The organism is Paenibacillus alkaliterrae, assembly GCF_021532375.1.
In the GTDB taxonomy this organism is placed as follows: domain Bacteria; phylum Bacillota; class Bacilli; order Paenibacillales; family Paenibacillaceae; genus Pristimantibacillus; species Pristimantibacillus alkaliterrae.
In genome coordinates this window covers 78,187-99,378 of record NZ_JAKGAP010000013.1, presented here as the reverse complement: position 1 = coordinate 99,378, position 21,192 = coordinate 78,187, and the positions used below count along the sequence as shown (strand labels likewise).

Annotated in this window: 18 protein-coding genes and 1 pseudogene; 15 read left to right on the top strand and 4 right to left on the bottom strand. The window is 47.2% G+C overall.

The genetic code is table 11. The features are described 5' to 3' along the window. Positions 1-242: 242 nt before the first annotated feature. Positions 243-863 carry a transcriptional repressor LexA gene (lexA, locus tag L1N85_RS07635; RefSeq protein WP_235236744.1) on the bottom strand — a complete coding sequence of 207 codons (621 nt, stop codon included), beginning with the start codon at positions 861-863 and terminating at the stop codon, positions 243-245. A 163-nt stretch (positions 864-1,026) separates the two neighbouring features. On the opposite strand from lexA, the gene yneA reads away from it, so the two are divergent. The 5 genes from yneA (at position 1,027) to L1N85_RS07610 (ending at position 4,096) form a co-directional block, all read left to right on the top strand. Beyond that, the gene (gene yneA, locus L1N85_RS07630) at positions 1,027-1,398 is read left to right on the top strand and encodes a cell division suppressor protein YneA (RefSeq protein ID WP_235236742.1); all 372 of its coding nucleotides are present in this window, start codon (positions 1,027-1,029) and stop codon (positions 1,396-1,398) included. A 125-nt stretch (positions 1,399-1,523) separates the two neighbouring features. Then, a complete protein-coding gene (locus L1N85_RS07625) occupies positions 1,524-1,715 on the top strand; it encodes a DUF896 domain-containing protein (protein WP_235236740.1) in 192 nt (63 codons plus the stop codon). A gap of 45 nt (positions 1,716-1,760) precedes the next feature. Next, a complete protein-coding gene (locus L1N85_RS07620; RefSeq protein ID WP_235236738.1) occupies positions 1,761-2,750 on the top strand; it encodes an aldo/keto reductase in 990 nt (329 codons plus the stop codon). Positions 2,751-2,776: 26 nt separating this feature from the next. Beyond that, positions 2,777-3,283, top strand: a complete 507-nt coding sequence (locus tag L1N85_RS07615) for a hypothetical protein (protein WP_235236736.1) — start codon at positions 2,777-2,779, stop codon at positions 3,281-3,283. 24 nt (positions 3,284-3,307) lie between these two features. Further along, complete coding sequence (locus L1N85_RS07610; RefSeq protein ID WP_235236735.1) at positions 3,308-4,096, top strand: HAD family hydrolase; 789 nt, start codon at positions 3,308-3,310, stop codon at positions 4,094-4,096. 78 nt (positions 4,097-4,174) lie between these two features. Here the strand turns inward: L1N85_RS07610 and L1N85_RS07605 are convergent, their stop codons facing one another. Further along, on the bottom strand, positions 4,175-4,717 hold the full coding sequence (locus L1N85_RS07605; RefSeq protein WP_235236733.1) for a 1,2-dihydroxy-3-keto-5-methylthiopentene dioxygenase: 543 nt from the start codon (positions 4,715-4,717) through the stop codon (positions 4,175-4,177). 144 nt (positions 4,718-4,861) lie between these two features. On the opposite strand from L1N85_RS07605, the gene metH reads away from it, so the two are divergent. The 7 genes from metH to L1N85_RS07570 all read left to right on the top strand — a co-directional run bounded on the left by metH (position 4,862) and on the right by L1N85_RS07570 (position 15,299). Beyond that, complete coding sequence (gene metH / locus L1N85_RS07600; protein WP_235236731.1) at positions 4,862-8,302, top strand: methionine synthase; 3,441 nt, start codon at positions 4,862-4,864, stop codon at positions 8,300-8,302. A 116-nt stretch (positions 8,303-8,418) separates the two neighbouring features. Further along, positions 8,419-9,354, top strand: coding sequence for a ribonuclease Z (gene rnz, locus L1N85_RS07595; protein ID WP_235236729.1), 936 nt, complete (start codon positions 8,419-8,421; stop codon positions 9,352-9,354). A 301-nt stretch (positions 9,355-9,655) separates the two neighbouring features. After that, positions 9,656-11,941: a DEAD/DEAH box helicase gene (locus tag L1N85_RS07590; protein ID WP_328285178.1), complete on the top strand. Its 2,286-nt coding sequence runs from the start codon at positions 9,656-9,658 to the stop codon at positions 11,939-11,941. Next, positions 11,938-13,221, top strand: coding sequence for a ribonuclease H-like domain-containing protein (locus L1N85_RS07585; protein WP_235236727.1), 1,284 nt, complete (start codon positions 11,938-11,940; stop codon positions 13,219-13,221). Before L1N85_RS07590 ends, L1N85_RS07585 begins: the two co-directional genes overlap by 4 nt. A 33-nt stretch (positions 13,222-13,254) precedes the next feature. Continuing rightward, on the top strand, positions 13,255-14,067 hold the full coding sequence (locus L1N85_RS07580; RefSeq protein WP_235236725.1) for a TIGR01457 family HAD-type hydrolase: 813 nt from the start codon (positions 13,255-13,257) through the stop codon (positions 14,065-14,067). A gap of 40 nt (positions 14,068-14,107) precedes the next feature. Next, positions 14,108-14,923, top strand: a complete 816-nt coding sequence (locus L1N85_RS07575; RefSeq protein WP_235236723.1) for an Fpg/Nei family DNA glycosylase — start codon at positions 14,108-14,110, stop codon at positions 14,921-14,923. A gap of 43 nt (positions 14,924-14,966) precedes the next feature. Beyond that, complete coding sequence (locus L1N85_RS07570; RefSeq protein ID WP_235236721.1) at positions 14,967-15,299, top strand: cyclic-phosphate processing receiver domain-containing protein; 333 nt, start codon at positions 14,967-14,969, stop codon at positions 15,297-15,299. A 455-nt stretch (positions 15,300-15,754) separates the two neighbouring features. On the opposite strand, the gene L1N85_RS07565 is transcribed toward L1N85_RS07570, so the two are convergent. Beyond that, the gene (locus tag L1N85_RS07565; RefSeq protein WP_235236849.1) at positions 15,755-16,108 is read right to left on the bottom strand and encodes a transposase; all 354 of its coding nucleotides are present in this window, start codon (positions 16,106-16,108) and stop codon (positions 15,755-15,757) included. 6 nt (positions 16,109-16,114) lie between these two features. Then, positions 16,115-16,213 (bottom strand): annotated as a pseudogene (locus L1N85_RS07560) (transposase); the annotation flags it as partial. A gap of 533 nt (positions 16,214-16,746) precedes the next feature. Between L1N85_RS07560 and L1N85_RS07555 the strand changes: the two are divergent. The 3 genes from L1N85_RS07555 to L1N85_RS07545 all read left to right on the top strand — a co-directional run bounded on the left by L1N85_RS07555 (position 16,747) and on the right by L1N85_RS07545 (position 21,170). Next, positions 16,747-17,763 carry an SAM-dependent methyltransferase gene (locus tag L1N85_RS07555; protein ID WP_235236719.1) on the top strand — a complete coding sequence of 339 codons (1,017 nt, stop codon included), beginning with the start codon at positions 16,747-16,749 and terminating at the stop codon, positions 17,761-17,763. Between the two features lie 103 nt (positions 17,764-17,866). After that, complete coding sequence (locus L1N85_RS07550) at positions 17,867-19,621, top strand: sensor histidine kinase (protein WP_235236717.1); 1,755 nt, start codon at positions 17,867-17,869, stop codon at positions 19,619-19,621. After that, positions 19,614-21,170 (top strand): response regulator transcription factor, encoded by a 1,557-nt coding sequence (locus L1N85_RS07545; protein ID WP_235236715.1) that lies wholly within the window; start codon positions 19,614-19,616, stop codon positions 21,168-21,170. The genes L1N85_RS07550 and L1N85_RS07545 overlap by 8 nt, the downstream gene beginning before the upstream one ends. Positions 21,171-21,192 lie beyond the last annotated feature (22 nt).

Below are 21,192 nucleotides of genomic sequence, written 5' to 3'. Positions count from 1 at the left end.
ACAGCGCGTCGGTTGAAGCGTACGAGACTGACGTTACTGGAAAAATCCAACATAAAGCGTTGGTTGAGACGTATGAGGCTGAAGTTACTGGAGAAATCCAACATAACGAGTTGGTTCAGTTATAGTTCTTGACATAAAGACGATTCTAGTAAACGTCGAAAGGAAACAAAGAAAAGGCAGAATCCATTGTGCATATGCACCTTGATTCTGCCTCGTCTTTATTTATTGCATTTTCATTTGAATTAATGAATATCGCGGAAAAGCCCGATGACCTTGCCTAGAATCGTAACGTTCTGGAGCAAAATCGGCTGCATCGTGGAATTCTCCGGCTGTAATCGAATGTGATTTTTCTCCTTGTAAAACGTCTTTACCGTTGCTTCATCATCTTCAGTCATCGCAACGACGATCTCGCCGTTATTGGCGGTCTGTTGCTGGCGAACGATGACATAGTCTCCGTCATGTATACCAGCTTCGATCATGCTCTCACCCATGACGTTTAAGATAAATACGCTGCTGTCGCCGACGAAATGTGAAGGAAGCGGGAAATATTCTTCGATGTTTTCCGTTGCGGTGATCGGTACGCCAGCTGTTACTTTCCCGACGATCGGCACTTTGGATACGGCGAGCGGTATAATTCCGTCAACGCCCTCTTGGTCTAAAATTTCAATAGCGCGCGGTTTGGTTGGATCGCGACGAATAAGACCCTTCTTCTCCAATCGGTCCAAATGTCCGTGTACGGTAGAGCTTGACAATAATCCAACAGCTTCGCCGATTTCTCGAACGGATGGTGGGTAGCCTTTCTCCCGGACTTCGTTCTTAATAAATTCAAGAATCGAATGTTGTCGGTTCGAAATCTTCGACAATGCGATCACTCCATTAGTAGTTTTGTAAAAAATTATAGCATAGAACCGGAGTTCGTACAAACATAAGTTCTTAAGTACAAAAGTTCGCATTTTTCGTTGACACCAAACGTTTGTTCGTGTATCCTGAAAACAGAACAAACGTTTGGGGTGATGAGAGATGATAATGAGTCCGAGTTTTTATAGAACGATACATAAGCGGGAAGAGCGCAATACGGTGGAAAAGTGGAGTGGGAATGCAGCGTTATGGATTAAACGCCATGCAGCTAAGATTATGGTTAGTCTGGCTGTGTTCGTCTTATTGTTCACAAGCTTTCTAATGATGGGAACAGATGCGTCTAGCACTACTCCTGCCGCTGCCTCCCCTCAGGAACAGGTCATCACCGTTAGCGCGGGAGACACGTTATGGGAAATAGCTAAGAAATATGGAAACGGCTCCGAAGATATCCGATTTGTCATCTACTTGATTAAAGATCGAAACGGTCTTGAAAGCGTGGATATTATTCCGGGACAGAAACTTATAATTCCCTCAATATAGTGTGTAACTAATAAGCAGCATAACCATGTTATGCTGCTTGTACTACGTTTTCTTGACAACTGTCGGTTGAAATGTAAAAGTAGAGAGTAGAGCTTTTGTCATCAAGAGAGGAGTAGAAAGAGGTCATGGAGTTCGAGAAAATAATCGCGCGAATTAACGAGCTGTCTCGTAAAAATAAAACGGTAGGTTTGACCGATGCGGAAACAACCGAAAGAAATGAGCTGCGGCAGCAATATTTAAACAATTTCAAAAGAAACTTCCGTCAACAATTAGATAATATAACCGTCGTAGACGGTGAAGACGAAGTTAAGCGCTAGATTACGCGGTTGTAAACTCATTTAAAGTCCAGGAGAGGGTATGAGATGAAATATAATCTGTTAGGTAAGAGCGGGCTCGCTGTTTCGGAATTATGTCTGGGGACGATGACGTTTGGAAATACGACAAGCGAAGGAGATTCAATCGAAATGATTAATCGCTTCGTGGACCGCGGGGGCAATTTTCTGGATACGGCCGATGTGTACGTAAGCGGACGGTCTGAAGAAATTGTCGGGAAAGCGATTAAGAACAAACGTTCGGATATAATACTGGCCACCAAGGTTCGAATGACCACCTCCAGTAATATTAATGGCGTGGGCTTGTCCCGGAAGCATATTATGGATGGCGTTGAAGCCAGCTTAAAGCGGCTTCAAACCGATTATATCGATTTATACCAGGTCCACGTATGGGACCATGCAACACCGATCGAGGAAACGCTGCGCACGCTTGACGATCTTGTGTCCTCCGGTAAGGTGCGTTACATAGGCTGTTCGAATTTTTTTGCTTGGCAGCTGATGAAGTCGCTTGCCTGCAGCGATGCTAACCGATATGTGCGATTCATTTCAATTCAGCCGCAATATAGCTTAGTCAGCAGACAGATGGACCGCGAGATGATGTCGCTTTGCATAGAGGAGAAGGTTGGTGTCATCCCATGGGCTCCGCTTGGCGGAGGCTTCTTGACGGGCCGATACAATCGCAATATGCCGGAAGAGGGGCGCTTGACCTCGAAAGCAGGCGAGAGCGCTTGGGTAAATCGTGCGCTTGATAAAAACTTTGTTATCTTGGACTCACTGTTGGAAGCGGCTCAGGAGGCAGGTAAAACACCTGCACAGGTCGCGCTCAGATGGCTGTTGCAGCGTGAAGGCATGACTTCCCCGATATTTGGCGCCAGTAAATTGGAACAGTTTGAAGATAATATCGGTGCAGTCGGCTGGGAGCTTCCGTCTGAGGTGTGGAGCCGATTGGATGAGGTTAGCGCATTGCCGGATGATTATCCTAATCGCTTCATTCACAAATTCCGCAGACCATTCGAATAGGAATATCAATCAGGAGGAGTGTTAGCTTGTCACGTTCTTGGGAGCGCAAAGTGCGCAAAAATATGAGTGTAGTAAATAAGCAGCGCAAGAAGCAAGGGTCGGGCCAAATCGTATTTAATGCCGAAAAATCAGAAAAAATCGTTGGCCGCAATTTCATTGCACCCATTCTTCTGATCTTGTTCATTGGGATGTACGTTGTGCTCATGCAAAGCTCAACCGAGTTCAAAATGGATACGATGTTTTGGGTAACGGTAGGCTGTTATGTGCTGTTAGCAGCATTATTTTATTTCCGCAGGCCTTATATAACGATCGGCAAGGACTATGTTCAAACGCGTCGTATGACGGGTGACAAGCGAGTGCCGGCATCCGCGATTAAAGCCATAAGCGTTCAAAAGGGCTATGTTATCATCGAACAGCAAAAGGGCGCTAACTGGGTATTCTCAAAATTAACGAATCGGTTTCCAACAGAAGAAATCGGCGAGAAGCTGAAGCAGTTCGCGCAAACGAACGGCATTTCTTTTCAGCAAAAATAAATAAGTAGGAGAGTTCGAACAACGATGGCTAAACAAGCAGTATTATTTGATCTGGACGATACGCTTTTGTGGGATGACCGCAGCGTAAAGGAAGCATTTGAAGCGACATGCCAATCTGCAACTGAAGCAGTCGGCGTTGATCCTGAAGCGCTTGAGGAAGCGGTTCGCCGTGAAGCGCGAGCGCTGTATGAATCCTATGAGACATTCCCATTCACGAAAATGATCGGAATAAACCCTTTTGAAGGCTTGTGGGCACCCTTTCGCGAAGGCGAGCAAGAGGAATTCCGCAAGCTTGAGAGTCTTGCGCCTGGCTACCGCAAAGCGGCTTGGACGAAAGGGCTTAAAGCTCTAGGGGTTGACAATGAAGAGCTTGGTGCTAAATTAGCCGAACAGTTTCCTGCAGAAAGACGCGCGCGACCGATCGTTTATGAAGAGACCTTCCGTTTGCTGGATGCCCTAAAAGGGAAATACAAGCTGCTCCTGCTTACGAATGGATCGCCTGATTTGCAGAGAGAGAAGCTGGCGGGCGTTCCGGACCTGGTGCCTTTTTTTGATCATATTATCATTTCTGGAGAGTTCGGAGAGGGTAAGCCGGCCGCTTCCATCTTCAAGCATGCTCTGGAGCGTCTCGGAATCGAGCCGGATCACGGGATTATGGTAGGCGATAAGCTGACGACCGACATTCTTGGCGCGAACACGATTGGCATGACATCGGTTTGGGTCAATCGCCATGGCGCGGTAAGAAACGACGAGATTGTACCAACATATGAAATTAAGCATTTAGAGGAACTTCTGCAGCTTCTGGAAGCTTAAAGATAACAATGAAAAACCCCTCGCAGACAGTGTTAGCTGCCAGCGAGGGGTTTGCATTATTTTATAAAGGCATCAAGCTTACTTCGACGCAAAGGATTCATCGGCAAAAGGATGCGCGATCCAGCCTTCCGTTTCGATAAATAAACGAACCGCTACGATTTGTCGATTATCCATCAGCGTGAAGAAATGCGGCTTGTATTCCGGTACGGAAATAACATCGCCTGCCTCAAGCTCTACGTCGAAATAGCCGACATCATCCGTTCCCTTAATAATGAAGATGCCCCGGCCCGCAGTGATGGCACGAACCTCATCTTCTGTGTGCGTATGCACGTTTTCGAATTTTTTGAGCAGTTCATCCAGATTAGGCGTTGCATCGGACAGTGCGATGATGTCCCATGTTTTATAGCCGCGACGCTCAGCGAGATCCCGAATCTCCGCGTCAAAAGCCGCTAGTATTTGCTGTTTATCTTCATCGGAGAGGACAAACTTCTCTTGTAAGTCTTCTTCTAATTTTTTCGGATTCCAGTGTTCATACAGAACCTCTTGCTTTTCAAGAAATGCACGGACATTCTCTTCACCCTGGATCCGTTCCTCAGTATTGCGAATTCTTATTTCAGCCATGAACATTCCCTCTTTTCCTATAGAAATTAAATGATATAATTATTATAAAACAAAACAAATGGAATGTCGATGGATGTACCTTTTCACTTAGAGGGTATTCTGATAAACTATGGGTTAATGATTTTTGGGGAAGGGTGTAGTAATTTGTCGAAACCGACCATGCAACAAATGCTTCAAAAGCGTATACTCATTTTGGACGGCGCTATGGGTACGATGATTCAGCAAGCGAACTTAAACGAGAGTGATTTCGGAGGGCCAGAACTGGACGGTTGTAATGAAATGCTCGTTCTGACTCGCCCTGATGTCATACAATCGATACATGAGCAGTACCTGGAGGCTGGCGCAGATATTTTGGAGACGAATACGTTCGGAGCTACGAGCGTCGTGCTTGCCGATTATGATATTCCCGAGAAAGCAAGAGAAATCAATATTGCCGCCGCTAAGCTGGCTCGGGATGCCTGCGATAAATACAGTACGCCTGATAAACCGCGTTACGTAGCAGGCGCTTTGGGACCAACGACCAAAACGTTATCTGTTACGGGCGGCGTGACGTTTGACGAGCTCGTCGAGAGCTACTATGAGCAAGCGCTCGCGCTGATTGAGGGTAATGTAGACGCATTGCTGCTGGAGACGTCACAGGATACGTTAAACGTAAAAGCGGGCAGCATTGGTATTCGGAATGCGTTCGAGACGCTCGGGCGGGAGCTGCCGATTATGATTTCGGGTACGATAGAACCGATGGGGACGACGCTCGCCGGTCAGACGATTGAATCCTTCTACATTTCGCTTGAGCATTTGAAGCCGATTTCGATCGGGCTAAACTGCGCGACAGGTCCGGAATTCATGCGTGACCATATTCGGACGCTGAGCGACATTTCCAAAGCAGCAATCAGCTGTTACCCGAATGCCGGCTTGCCGGATGAGAACGGTCATTATCATGAGTCGCCGGAGTCGCTTGCGAAGAAAATGGCCGCATTCGCAGAACAAGGCTGGCTTAATATTGCCGGCGGCTGCTGCGGTACGACGCCTGAGCATATTCGCGTGATGGCCGAGTCGATGGCGACCTTTGAGCCGCGCAATAAACTAGGCGATCATCCGAATGCCGTCTCAGGTATCGATACCGTATACATCGAGCCGGAAAATCGCCCGATCATGATCGGGGAACGTACGAATATTTCGGGATCGCGAAAGTTTAAGCGGCTGCTGAAGGAAGAAAAGTTCGACGAAGCTTCGGAAATTGCCAGAGCGCAGGTGAAAGGCGGAGCGCATGTCATAGACATTAACTTGCAGGATACCGATATTGATGAAGCGTATGCCGTACATCACTTTTTGCCACAAGTCGTGAAAAAGATCAAGGCGCCGCTTATGCTGGATTCCACCTATGATCATATTATTGAGCTGGGGCTGAAATATTCGCAAGGTAAGGCGATTATTAATTCCATTAACCTGGAGGACGGCGAATCGAAGTTCGAAAAAATATTGCCGCTCATTCACCGTTACGGCGCAGCGGTCGTTATGATCTTGATCGACGAGCGGGGACAAGCGGTTACGCGCGAAGCGAAGATGGAGGTTGCTGAACGCTCCTACAATTTATTGGTCGATAAATATGGCATGAATCCCGAGGATATTATTTTTGATCCGAACATGTTCCCAGTCGGCTCGGGTGATCCGCAGTATATCGGTTCCGCAGTAGAGACGCTGGAAGGGATCCGGATGATTAAGGAAAAATTCCCGCTGGCGAAGACCATTCTGGGACTAAGCAACATTTCCTTCGGCTTGCCGGATGCAGGGCGCGAGGTGCTGAACTCGGTTTACCTTTATCACGCGACCAAAGCAGGTCTTGATTATGCAATCGTGAATACGGAGAAGCTTGAACGTTACGCATCCATACCGGAGGAAGAGCGCAAGCTGGCTGAGGAGCTTATATACAATACGACGGACGAGACGCTAGCTTCCTTCGTTGCCGCTTTCCGGGATAAGAAGGTAGAGAAGAAAGAGAAAATTTCGAACTTGTCTCTCGAGGAGCGACTTGGTTCTTATGTTGTCGAAGGAACGAAGGAAGGTCTTTTACCCGATCTGGACGAAGCGCTTAAGAAATATTCGGCGATGGATGTCATTAACGGACCGCTTATGCGCGGGATGGAGGAAGTCGGACGTTTATTCAATGGGAACGAGCTAATCGTAGCCGAGGTTTTGCAAAGCGCCGAGGTCATGAAGGCTTCCGTTAATTATTTAGAGCAATTCATGGAGAAAAACGAGTCCTCCGTGAAGGGTAAAATTATTTTGGCGACGGTGAAGGGCGATGTTCATGACATCGGCAAAAACCTCGTAGAAATCATTTTATCGAACAATGGTTATAAAATTATTAACTTAGGTATCAAAGTACCGCCTGAGCAGCTTATCGAGGCATACCGCAAAGAGAAAGTAGATGCGATCGGTTTGTCAGGTTTGCTTGTAAAATCCGCTCAGCAAATGGTTATTACGGCGCAGGATTTGCGGACGGCAGGTATCGATGCTCCAATCCTCGTAGGAGGAGCAGCGCTCACCCGCAAGTTTACGAAAACAAGAATCGGTCCTGAGTACGACGGACTCGTGCTTTATGCGAAGGATGCGATGGATGGGTTGGATATCGCGAATAAGCTGATGGACCCTGAGCACCGTGTGCGATTTGAGGATGAGATGGCGGCTTACAAAGCGTCGGGCGGGGCTGAAGAGGAAGAGAAGAAGCCTTTGCCGCAACTAACCCGTGCCGTTCGTTCGAAAATTTCGCCTGATGCGCCAGTATTCACTCCGCCTGATTTAGAGAGACATGTGCTGCGTGATGTACCTATTCCGCATATTATTCCTTATGTCAACATGCAAATGCTACTCGGTCATCATTTGGGGCTGAAGGGCAATGTCGACAATTTGCTTAAGGAAGGCAATGAGAAAGCGTTGCACCTGAAAGCAACAGTAGATGAGATTTTGCATCAGGGCAGCTCGGACGGGTATATACGTGCGCACGGGATGTATCGGTTCTTCCCTGCTCAGTCCTCTGGTAACGATGTTATCATCTACAATCCGGAGAACCCGACTCAGGAAATAAAAAGGTTCACCTTCCCGCGTCAGCATGTAGATCCATATCTATGTTTGGCTGACTTCCTGAAGTCTGTGGAGAGCGGCGTCATGGATTATGTAGGGTTCCTCGTTGTGACTGCCGGTCACGGCATTCGCGATCTCGCGAATGAGTGGAAGAATAGCGGCGATTATTTGCGGTCGCATGCGCTTCAGTCGGTTGCGCTGGAAGTAGCGGAAGGGATGGCAGAGCGCGTCCATCATATGATGCGCGACATTTGTGGATACCCGGATCCGGCTGATATGACGATGAAGCAGCGCCTTGGCGCACGCTATCAAGGCATTCGCGTTTCTTTTGGATATCCTGCTTGTCCCAACCTGGAGGACCAGGAGCCGCTGTTTGATCTGATGAAGCCCGAGGATATCGGCGTTGAACTGACCGAAGGCTGTATGATGGAGCCGGAGGCTTCCGTTTCAGCTATGGTGTTCGCGCATCCGGAGGCGCAATATTTTAATGTTGAGAAAGTGTAATTTGTAAATTTAAGGAATGTAGAGCCCTCCGGCGTTCGGCTAACCGAGCCAGAGAGGGCTCTTTGTTTCATAATAAGCAAAGGCGAGGCGGATGCTAAGGTAGAGGTGGACAAACAATGAATATTTGGTTTTTGGGAACGGGGGCGGGCAGGCCGTCCAAGCATCGCAATGTTACGGCTATTGCGCTACAGCTGCCGGAGCCGAGCTGCGGCTGGTGGCTTTTTGATGCCGGGGAAGCTACGCAGCATCAGCTCATGCGAACGCCGCTGAAGCTAAGCAAGCTGGAGGCCGTATTTGTGACTCACCTGCACGGTGATCATATTTATGGGCTTCCTGGTTTATTGAGCAGCCGTTCCTTCGATGGAGGTATTTCGCCTGTTCAGCTCTTCGGGCCGCCTGGTCTGAAGCGTTATATGGAAACGGTTTTTGAAATTAGCGGGACTCAGCTTGATTATGAGCTTCAGATTCATGAGATTACGGATGATGAAGGCTTTATTACGGACAATGGGCAGGTCAAGGTTGAAGCGGGTCAGCTTGACCATCGTGTGCCATGCTTCGGATATCGGATAACGGAGCATGACCAGCCTGGCAAGCTGCTTGTGGATAAGCTAAAGGAACTTGGGGTAGAAGCAGGACCGTTATATGGGAAGCTGAAGCAAGGGGAATCCATTGCATTGCCGAATGGAACAGTGGTTCGAACAGCGGATGTAACCGGTCCCATACAGGCTGGCAGAGTTGTGACGGTACTTGGAGATACGAAGCCTTGCGGGAATGCCGTCAAGCTGGCGAAGGATGCGGATTTGCTCGTTCACGAAGCGACCTTCGCGGCAGGTCTGGAGGAGAAGGCGCATGAATTCGGACATTGTACAACGATAGATGCGGCGGAAACGGCTGCTAAAGCTAATGCAAAGCGATTGGTTATGACCCATTTTAGCGGCAGATATGGCAATGAGGATTTAATTCGTTTAGAGGAAGAGGCCGCCGAGCGATTCACCGCGGTTACGGCCGCTACTGATTTCATGATGATCGAGATTAAACGCGAGCAGCGATAGAGAACAAGAAAAACGCGGAGGATTCCCGCGTTTTTTCTTTTGGATTATTTTGTCTTTTTCGCAAAGTAATAGACATGTAAATAGAGTACAGAACGACTAATATGATGATGCAAATGAAGAGTACGGATTGAAGCGGAGCAGGAATAAATGCCGTTCCAACGATGAGAAGTCCGCCGATGACATAAAATTTAGCTGCTGCTTGATTCGTTTGAATAGGTAATCCATGAAAAATAAAATTGCAGCCCGAACATGTATTCTGTAAAATAAAGAGAAACATATGTTTGATGGGAGAGGGACGGTCATGAACCGTTTTACGGGTAAAACCTCCGGCTTGGAGGAGTGGCTCCAGCATGTGAGGCAAAATGCCGAGATTATGGACAATGTGACGCACTGGCGAACCATTGCTCCGCGCGAGGCGCGTACCGCCCCGCTGCCTGACGGTCTCCACCATGCTTGGAAGGAAGCACTGCGTTCCCGCGGGATAAGTGAATTATATACGCATCAAGCGGCGGCCTATCGAGCGGCCCGCGAAGGTAATCATGTCGTAGCCGTTACGCCGACAGCCTCCGGGAAGACGCTGTGCTACAATTTGCCGGTTATGCAATCGTTGCTTGAGAATGAAGAGGGAAGGGCATTGTACCTGTTCCCGACGAAGGCGCTTGCTCAGGATCAGGTTGCAGAATTGCAGGCATTAGCTGATTTAATGGACGTTGGTCTTAAGACGCACACTTATGATGGCGATACGCCGCCTACAGTTAGGTCGGCTATTAGAAATGCAGGTCATATTGTCGTGACGAATCCCGACATGTTGCATTCGGCGATACTGCCGCATCATACCAAATGGGTGAAGCTGTTTGAAAATATAAAATATATCGTTATCGATGAGGTTCACGCCTATCGAGGCGTATTTGGGAGTCATGTAGCGAATGTTATAAGACGTTTGAAGCGCATTTGCCGGTTTTACGGATCGACTCCGCAGTTTATATGCGCTTCCGCGACGATCGATAATCCTAAGGAGCATGCGGAGCGGTTAATTGGCGAGAAGGTAACGCTAGTCGATAATAACGGTGCACCTATGGGAGAGAAGCATTTTGTATTTTATAATCCGCCGATCGTTAATAAACAGCTAGGCATACGCAGAAGCAGCGTACTTGAAACCCGCAAGCTGGCTGGTTTGCTCTTAAAGCAAGGCATACAGACGATCGTCTTCGCAAGAAGCCGGGTTCGGGTCGAGCTGCTGCTCACGTATTTGCAGGAATTAATTCGCGATAAGCTGAACAATAAGTCCATACGGGGTTACCGCGGCGGTTATTTGCCGAAGCTGCGCCGTGAAATTGAGCGCGGGCTGCGATCAGGGGAAATACGTGGTGTCGTCAGCACAAACGCGCTCGAGCTGGGAATTGATATCGGACAGCTTCAGGCGTGCGTATTAAACGGCTACCCTGGCACGATAGCAAGCACATGGCAGCAATCCGGCCGCGCAGGCAGAAGACAAGAAGGCTCTGTTACGTTCATGGTTGCAAGCAGCAACCCGCTCGATCAATATATGATTCAAAATCCTGACTTTTTCTTCAACCGGCCTCCGGAACGAGCGTTGATACATCCCGATAATTTGCTCGTGCTGATCGATCATGTGAAATGCGCCGCTTACGAGCTTCCGTTTGATGCTGGCGAGCAGTTCGGCTCCGAATCGCTTGAGGACATGATGGAGTTTCTAGTAGAAGAGAAGGTGCTGCACAAGGCGGGAAGCCGTTGGTTTTGGATGGCGCAATCTTTCCCTGCCCACAATATCTCCTTAAGGACAGCGGCGCAAGAGAATTTTGTCATTATCGATAACACGAACGGCAGCCGTGTGCTTGGCGAGGTGGATCGGTTCAGCGCGCCAACGCTTATTCATGAGGAAGCCATCTATATTCATGAAGGCGTGCAATATCAAGTGGAAAAGCTTGATTATTCGGAGAAGAAGGCGTACGTTCGGGAGGTTAGTGTCGATTATTACACAGACGCGAATTTAGCGGTTGAGCTGAAGGTGCTGTATGTGGACAAAGAACGGGTATCAGGGGATTTGATCAGGCAATACGGCGAGCTTGCTATTAATGCGAAGCCAACCATTTTCAAGAAAATCAAGCTCCGCACACATGAAAATATCGGTTCCGGTCCGATCCATTTGCCGGAAGAGGAACTGCATACGAGCGGTTACTGGTTCTCGTTTAGCGAAGAAGCCGCTGCCCGCAAGAGCAAAAACGAGATGCAGTACGCTTTGCTAGGCATTGCTAACGTGCTCGTCCACATTGCACCTCTTTATTTGATGTGCGATCCTTTCGATATTAGAGTTGTGCCTCAGGTGAAGGCGGTTCATACGCAGAAGCCGACGATTTATTTTTACGACAGGTATCCGGGTGGAATCGGACTTAGCGAACGTTTGTTCGAAGTTCATGACGATCTCATTCGGCAAGCTAAGTCTCTCATTCGTTCATGCACGTGCTTGAGCGGCTGCCCGGCTTGCGTAGGCCCAATCGAAGAGGTCGGTCTTCTCGGGAAGAAGCAAGCGCTGGAGCTTCTGAATGAAGCGGAGGGGCTGGGATGAGCGGATTACGGAATAGAATGAACCGTTTGCGGGGCGAAACGGCATCGAATGACGCTCTTATTGCTGAAGCAGAAGATCATAGTTTTGTGGATGAAGAATCAGATAGGCTTTCACCGGTATGGGAGACATTTGGTGTTAAGCTATACTCGAATGTTGAAGGAAGCTTCTTACTCCGGAAAACCGTTTATCCGGTTTCCTTTCGCCATGGGCATCATGCGATTATGGAGCTGAGAAAAGCGGCATCCGGATTATCTGCATTTCACCCTTCGTTTCAAGCCTCTGCCGAGAAGGTGCTGTTTCTCGACTTAGAAACGACGGGGCTAGGCATTGGAGCGGGGAACATTCCTTTTATGATCGGACTTGGATACGTTTTGGATGAGCAATTTGTGATCGAGCAGACGCTGATCAGACATCCTGCCGAGGAAAGAGCAATGTTAGCCTATTTAGCGGAGAAACTTCAACATTATAACTATCTGGCAACCTACAACGGTAAGACCTTTGATTGGCCGCTAGTTCAAAATCGATTTATTATGAATGGGCTCGGCCGAAAAATATGGGAGCCGCATCATCTCGATTTTCTCCACCCAGCGCGTTCCATTTGGCGAAATACGCTTGCTTCCTGCAAGCTAAGCCGCGTCGAAGAGGAAAGGCTCGGCATTCACCGTGAGGACGACGTGCCGGGGTCAATGGCTCCGCAGCTGTATTTTCAATATTTGGCGGACGGGAATCCTTCAACGCTTGAGGGCGTGTACCGTCATAATGAAACGGATATGCTTTCGCTTGCTTGCTTAGCTATTCGTTTCGGCCATTTATTAAACGGGGACATTCATCAATATATTCGACTTCCGGATGAACCCGAGGAAATGGTGCGAACCGGTCTCTGGCTGGAAAAAATGGGGAGAACGGAGCTTTCGGAGCTTTTGTTCGATTCAGCTATGAGGGCGGAAACGGCTAAGCCTTCTACACTTTTAATGCTGGCCGCCCGCGATAAGAAGGCTGGAAATTGGATGCGTGCTGTGTTATTGTGGCAGAAGGCTGTCATTCATTCTTTTTCGAATGTCGGAGCGGACGCGTTGGAGGCTAGCATTGAGCTTGCCATGTATTACGAGCATAAGCTTAAAGATTACGAGTCGGCGCTTAGTCATGCCAATTTTGCATTTGAACATGCTTTTAATCATTTTAAGCTGGCTCGACTTGATTCGAAGAAACGTGCGGAGCTTGAGTCATTACGCAATCGGATCGCTCGGCTGAAACGCAAGCAGGATAAGCTGCTTCTGTAAAGGTACTGCTTTAAATTTAGGGGGAACAATGCTATGTCTGTAAATCTGCCTGCGATGCGCGGTTTTCTTATAGATCTCGACGGTACACTTTATCATGGCGCATATCGGATTGACGGTGCGGATACACTCATTTCCTATTTGAGGGATGCGGCTCTACCTTTTCGTTTTGTAACGAATAATTCATCCGCCTCACCCAAAGAGGTTGCCGAGCGGCTGTTGAATATGGGAATACCGGCGGCTCCGGAAGATGTTTGTACATCAGCGCAAGCGGCAGCAGAGCATATTGCAGCCGTTCATCCCGGCGCAGCCGTCTTCGTGGTTGGCGAGGCAGGGCTTAGAAGCGCTGTTCAAGAAGCCGGATTATTTATAACGGAGGAGCAGCCGGATTTTGTCCTGCAAGGAATCGACCGGACCTTCACCTATGAACGGCTTGCGAAGGCGGTACGATATATCCATAGCGGAGCGCATTACGTATTGACCAATCCCGATTTATTGCTCCCTTCGGGAGACGGTCTCATTCCAGGAGCAGGTTCGATTGGCGCGATGCTTAAAGCGGCTGGAGGCAAGGAGCCCGTGCTAATTGGGAAACCATCATCTATTTTAATGAACTATTCTTTGAAAAGCATCGGACTTTCCGCGGATGAAACATGGGTGATCGGCGATAATATGGCGACGGACATCGCATTTGGCAAAGCTGCCGGCTGCGGAACTTTACTGGTGTTAACGGGGCTGACAACCGCTCAAAATATGGGTTATTATATGGAGCAGGCAGCTTGTAAGCCGGATATCATTTGTAATCATTTAGAAGAGCTTCGTTCGTATATTTCTGACTATAGAGGGAAATAAGAGAATCAATACGAGGGCTACAGGAAGGAAGAGAACTTTCATGCTGGAATTACCGGAACTGGACATCTATCGGACTTTATTAGCGGAGCAATTCGCCGGAGCTCAAATTACCGGTATTGAGGTCATAAACGCAAAAACTTTTCAAGCAAGTCAGGAGCAATGGGATCGGGATATCGTTTTGAAAAGCGTATGGTTCGTTGAACGGCGCGGCAAGTTTCTGCTGTTCCATTTAGACAATGGCAAACGTTTGCGTATACACCTGGGCCAAGGAGCCTACTTATATAAAGGCAGCGAAGACGATCATCCAGGTCGTTCAGCGCAGGTGAAGCTTCATTTTGGAGAGCGGATCTTATATTTCGTCGGACTACGCACAGACGATATGCAATTGCTGACAGCAAGAGAAGTTGAGGAGCAGTTAGGAAATCTCGGTCCAGATCCGTTTCAGAAGAGTTTAACGTTAAATCGTTTCATTGAACGGTTCTCCAGAAAACGCGGATCGATTAAAACCGCACTAATGGATCAGAACGTCATTTCTGGCATTGGAACCGTCTATTCCGATGAAATTTGCTTTGCGGCTGCCGTCCGGCCTGATGCGAAAATTTCTGTCTTCGAACGCGAGTCATGGGCACGATTGTATGAATCGATGCATAAAGTACTAAAGGAAGCGGTTTCATGCGGTGGAATCGGAGTACATCCCTTTAGTGCAGACGATCAATTAACGGGCGGTTACGCTTCGCAACTTCAAGTTTATAATCGCGAAGGTCAAATTTGCGAGGAATCAGGTACAACGATTGAAAAAATAGATGTTTCTGGCCGCAAAGCATTCGTTAGCCCGGGCTTTCAGCAGGATCAATGAATAAGCACGCTTTGAATCTTACTTATGAATGGGGGATTCATTCATGATTCATGTTTATTTAGACGATTACCGCGCATGTCCAAAGGGGTTTGTATTAGCAAGCAATGCGGAGGAGTGCAAGCAGCTGATTGATCTCGAAGAGGTTGATATTTTATCGCTCGATTTCGACCTAGGCTGGGCTCAGCCTACAGGCTATGAAGTTGTGCGTCATATCGTGGAGACCGGCCGGTATCCGGAAAGGATCTACTTGCATACCTCCAGTGCCGCCGGGCGCATTCAGATGTACCACATGTTATCTTCTCATGCCCCCGCGCATACCAAGCTATACAACGGCCCAATGCCGGACGCGTTAATAAATGAGATAGCTAGTCAGTAGTTTTCTACCCAAACCTTCAAAGGCTTTTGCTACCAAACCTTAAAGGCTTTCGAACCCTCCCAAACCCTCCCTTCCAAGGGAGGGCCCCAAGGGTTGCACCCTCTGGACACCCGCAATTGGACGAACCTGGGAGAAGAACAGTCGCTCGCGAGTTACGGTTGAGCATTGAACGCTTTCGTCCCTGCGGGACACGCTTGCATTGGATCGGCTAGGGTTACCTAAAGTTCATGGGCTTGAAAAACGTTTGAGTTACAGAGAGGGTAGCAGAAATCTTCGTCGTAGAACGCTTTCGTCCCTGCGGGACACGCTTTCAAGCGAGGAGGACATTAGTATCATTTTGTGAAACTATATAAGTTGAACTAATCAATCATGCAAAACCAAGTCTACACCGGCAGTATGAACTGGAAAAACTGAAGCTAATCTCAGACATGCTCTATTAAAGCATTTTATGGCTATCAAGTTAGCTCAGTATAGGTAATGGTCTTTGTGGCTAAACAAGAATGAAGGAGTCGATTAAATCCTTCCCCAACGAACTTCTTGCGATTGAACCGATAGCAGAACTCGTCTAAATAACTTTGCAGGTGACGAGAATCAAGACCGTGAAAAATACCGTGCACAAACGATTTGAGGTTAGAGATCAGCGTTTGTACCCACTTGAGATGTTCTGGATCTTCCTTTGCATTAAACTTCTTTGCTTCAATGGTGTAGTTGTCTATCAGCGTTAGGATCGTCCGATGGCCATCCGCAATAAGGGTAGAGTTCACTTCAATATTTTTTTTCACAAACGTCTCTACGGTCTCTCTATTCATCTGGCAATTCGGACAGCTAAATCCATTCGTCCATTTCAGTTGAAATAAATGATCGTGACATGCTTTTTCTGAATCGAATCTCTGTTGGAACTTGTTGAACGTCATCGTCTCTTGCTTCGTCATATAGATCATCTCCGAACGTATGTTTGTTTCTGTTTTATCGAACGTACGTTCGTATATCGAGGTGTTTCTGAGCTAGCTTGAGCGCCATATTTCTTTTTGCATTTTCTTTTTTCTTTTTTCTTTTTATTAATGATTTAGTATTATATTATGGAATCACCAAAGTAAAGCATATCCCTCGGGAGGAAAGCGAGACATGCTCAACCTTTACAACATACCGGCTCTATACCATTATCGTTACTCAGTTATTGGTTTCAGGTAACACGTGCGCACAAACAGAAAGCGTGTCCCGCAGGGACGAAAGCGATCTACAGCTAACGTAACACACTACCGTCTCATTTTCTCCCGCGTTAGTCCAATTGCAGGTGTCCAGAGGACGCAGTCCTTGGGGCCCTCCCTTGGAAGGGAGGGTTTGGGAGGGTTCGAAAGCCTTTAAGGTTTGGGTAGAAGCCTTTGAAGGTTTGGGTAGAAGCCCCATGAGGGTTTGGGTTAATTTAAAGTGAAAGAGGCATACAAAAGTGAGTCAATGGATTGGAACGGCTAATCAAAGTTATGCGCCATATGCAATGGAAGAGCTTCGGCGGCTGATCGGGGGAGTGGGCTTTACGCAGCTAGCGGCTGGGGAAGTGTTTTTGATGAGCAGTCCGCAGGGACGCGAAGAGACGCTGCAAGCAATCCTTCAGCAGGAGCCAATATTTTTGCGGCATGTGCAGCCGGTTGATCGCATGATCGAAATCGCCGGGAATGCAAATGACCTCGAGCAATTATCGGACATGGTGCGAAATGCAGTGCTCACTTTCGAAAATAAACGGACCGCGGTTCATATAAGACGCACCTCAAAGACGGAATATCTATACTCTGCCGCTGATACGAAAGCGGTGCTCGACGCTGTGCTGGAAGAAATAGGCGCTGAACCGGTTGTTCAACAGCCGGAAATTATTATTGCGATATATGCAGCCGTTAATGAGCTGTATATTGGTTTCGGTACGCCGCAGGACATGCTGTCTGATTGGCCTGGGGGAGCGGTCCGCTTTCAACGCGAGGAAGGCCAAATTTCGCGAGCTAAGTTTAAGCTGTTGGAAGCGGAGCGAGAGTTTGGACTGAATTACGCCAAGCATCAGCTTGCACTTGATGTAGGCGCGGCGCCTGGCGGTTGGACCTCGCTTCTGCTTGAACGGGGGTTGCGCGTAACTGCCATCGATCCCGCTGATTTGCATCCTTCACTAATGGCCTATCCAACCTTGACTTATCTGAAGCGCAACGCATCAGAGGTGAAGTTTAATGAAGGAACTTTCGATTTACTCGTTTGCGATATGAGCTGGAGTCCAATGTTAATGTGTAAGCTTGTGCTCGATCTCGAGCCGGCTCTTACGAAGGGGGCAACCGCGATAATTACGGTCAAGCTCATGCATCGGAAACCCCTTCAAACGATCCGCGATGTCATTTCCAGGCTCTCGACGGAGTTTCAACTTCAAAAGGCGAAGCAATTGTTCCATAATCGCGAGGAAATTACTTTGTATCTGCAAAAAAAATAAGGAGAGTCTCCCTATCTTGAAGGGCGCTCCTTTTCTTTATATAATGGCGGATGACCGTTGCCTCAAGGTAAAGGCTGTATACGCATAAAGGAGGCATTTGCCAGTGCATAGCCTGAAAGCGCTTTATAGTAATTTGCGTATTAAACACAAAATGTTCGTGCTTATATCCGTCATTATGATTGTGGTTGCTGTGATTGGAATGGTTGTGCAGCAATATGCTTACGATTTCTATGACCAGGAGATTTACAAGCAATCGTCCAAAGCGCTCAGCTTGTCCTCCCTTAATATTGAGAATGAATTAAAAAAGATGGAAAAACTAACGTTCATGATCGCGACGGACACAACGATACAAAGCTATTTGAGATCGATTAAAAGCGGCTTGTCCGATTATGATAATTACGTCGTAAGAACGACGGTGCAAGAGCGAATGGTTAATATTGGTGCGCTCGATAAATATGTGTTGTCTGCACAGCTTTATGACGTGAATGACAACGAGTATGCGGTTGGCGCGAATTCGATAACAGTTAGCCAGAATCGGTTATATAAATTCATGAAGCTAACGGCCGTTAACAAGGGAGGAAATACATGGATCGCACCTGACACGAAAGGTGACTCTTTAATTGCAGCCCGTCAGGTTCGCTCGTTCGCACAATTACAGCTGGATTATATCGGTACGTTGGCAATCCGGATCGATATGAAGAAGCTGTTCAACGATTTTGCCAAGGGCATGAATAGCAATGAAGCGCAGCTGATCATTATGAAAGACAACGAAGCGATTTATGCAGACGCATCCGATTTTTCAGTCGAGCAGCTATCGTCTTTGACCGGAAATGACGGCTATAAGGTTATCAAATCCAATGGCAAGCAATACTTTGTGACTTATATGGCCTCCACTAACACAGATTGGACCTATTACACGCTTATTCCATTCGATGATATTTTTGATCGAATTGTACGTGTTAAAAATACGATCCTTCTTATAGCTGTCATTTTGTTTATTGCCATATTAATTATTGCCGTTGGCTTTGCGAATGGAATTACGGAGCCAATCGAGCGGTTGAATGCAAAAATGAAAAGGGTGCAGCTTGGGCATTTTGATTATACGGATGAGCCGAATGCAAGGGCGCTTGCGATGGACGAAGCGGGGCAAATGCATCGAAACTTCCGAATCATGGTCGAACGAATCAATGAGCTGATCCATGAAAACTATGTCAAACAGCTGACAATTCGCGATACGGAATTCAAGGCGCTGCAAGCTCAAATTAACCCGCATTTCCTATACAATACGCTGGAGTCAATTAATTGGTCGGCCAAGCTCAGCAAACAAACGCATATTTCGCAAATGGTTGAAGCGCTTGGTTCGCTGCTCAGGACTTCTATAAACTTAAAAGAGCCGCTAATCCCGCTGAGCAAAGAGCTGGAGATTATAAACCATTATGTCACGATACAGAAATACCGTTTTGAAGAACGTCTCGATTTTCATGTCAATGTACCGGAGAAGCTGCTGCATTGCAGCATTCCCAAGCTTTCTCTGCAGCCGCTTGTCGAGAATGCCATCAATTACGGACTTGAGCAAATGATCGATACCTGCACAATCAAGATCCATGCATACGTAGAAGAAGCGCTTTTGTTCATTGCGGTTGAGGATAACGGTACAGGCATGGAGGAGCATTTTGTCGCGCAATTACTAAGCGGGCAAGTGAAAACAAAGGGCTCGGGACTCGGACTGAAAAATATAGAGGACCGTATCAAGCTGCTATACGGTGATGCGTATGGCATCACGGTGGAAAGCGAGCCAAACAGAGGCACGAAGGTCATATTAATGCTTCCTTATGAAATGAGGGATTCCGATGTATAAAGTGCTTTTGGTTGACGATGAAAGAATCATAGTGGAAGGCATATCGCTTACTGTAAGTTGGGAAGCATATAACACGGAGCTAATTGGAACAGCGCGAAACGGGATTGAAGCCTTGTCCTTTATTGAAACGCATATGCCCGACATTGTCATTTCGGATATTAAGATGCCTGGCATGAACGGATTGCAATTGGTTGAAAAAGTTTACGAAAGATTTCCGCAAATCGCCTTTATTTTGTTATCCGGCTTTAGTGAATTTGATTATGCCCGCACGGCGATGCAGTTTGGCGTCAAGCATTATTTGTTAAAGCCTTGTAACGAGAATACGATCACGGAAGCATTGACCGAAGTCATAGAGGAGCTGGAGAATCAGCATTCGCAACAATCGTTTATGCTCAATATTCAGAAGGAACTGTCTAAGGTGCTTCCTCATGCAAAGGAGCAGTTTCTGAAGGAGCTCGTAACGAATAAAATGTACGGTCAGCGTGACTGGGATGATTATGGACGGCTTTTTCATATTACCGTTGATAATCACAAGGTTCAGCTGCTGCTGTTTCAAATCGAAGGAGATTTCGAATACGAGCATATGTTTGCCATCAAAAATATAGCGCAGGACGTACTCGGCAATTCGATTGTCCTCCTAAGCACGACAATTGGGAAGCATGTCCTTCTTCTGATCAAGGAGACGGATGAATCGCCGCCGCTATTCTCAAGGCTGATGGAAATCAAACAAACGTTTACAGCCTATTATAAACTTGACGCCACGGTTGCCGTCAGCGATTTAGGCCATATCGTCAATGCCCGTAAAATGTACCGCGACACATTAGAGTGCTTGAATTATCGATTTTATTTAGGCGAGGGCAGCATCATCACGAAGAACGACATCGAGGGCGGAGATGACGATTTTCTAAGACCTTTTATTTATGACGAAGAGCCGCTTTGCATGCACGTCAAATCGGGTGATTGGGCGTATGTGAAGGCGGAGCTTCAAAACTATTTTACACTGCTGGCCGAGAGCAGGATGGATACGCATTTATCCAAATCTTATGTTATTCCGCTGTACGTATCGATCGTTAGGCAAGGAAATCCGGAAGAAATTAATGAATATTTACAAAAAATAGTAAGTTTCGACCAATTTAATACGTTGCGGACGATTGAACAATTCGTGATGGAAAACACGGAGCAAATTTGCTTGAACAATTTTCAGTCACATACGAAAAAGCATTCCATCATTATTCATAAAATGCTTCACGTTATCGAGGAGCAAATCGCGAATCCGGAGCTTTCGCTTAACTGGGTAGCCAGCGAGATCTTGTATATGAACGCCGACTATTTAGGCAAGCTGTTCAAGAAGGAGACCGGCGATAAGTTTTCAAATTATGTGATGCGGCTTCGCATGGAACGGGCAATGTCAGAGATTGAGCAAACGGGCGACGTGAAGGTGTTCGAGCTTGCCGAAAAATTAGGGTTTGGAGATAATCCGCAATATTTCAGTCAGGTTTTCAAAAAATATACGGGCTTCACGCCATCCGAATACAAAAGGTCGCCGTAATGGCGACCTCTGTTTTTTTAAC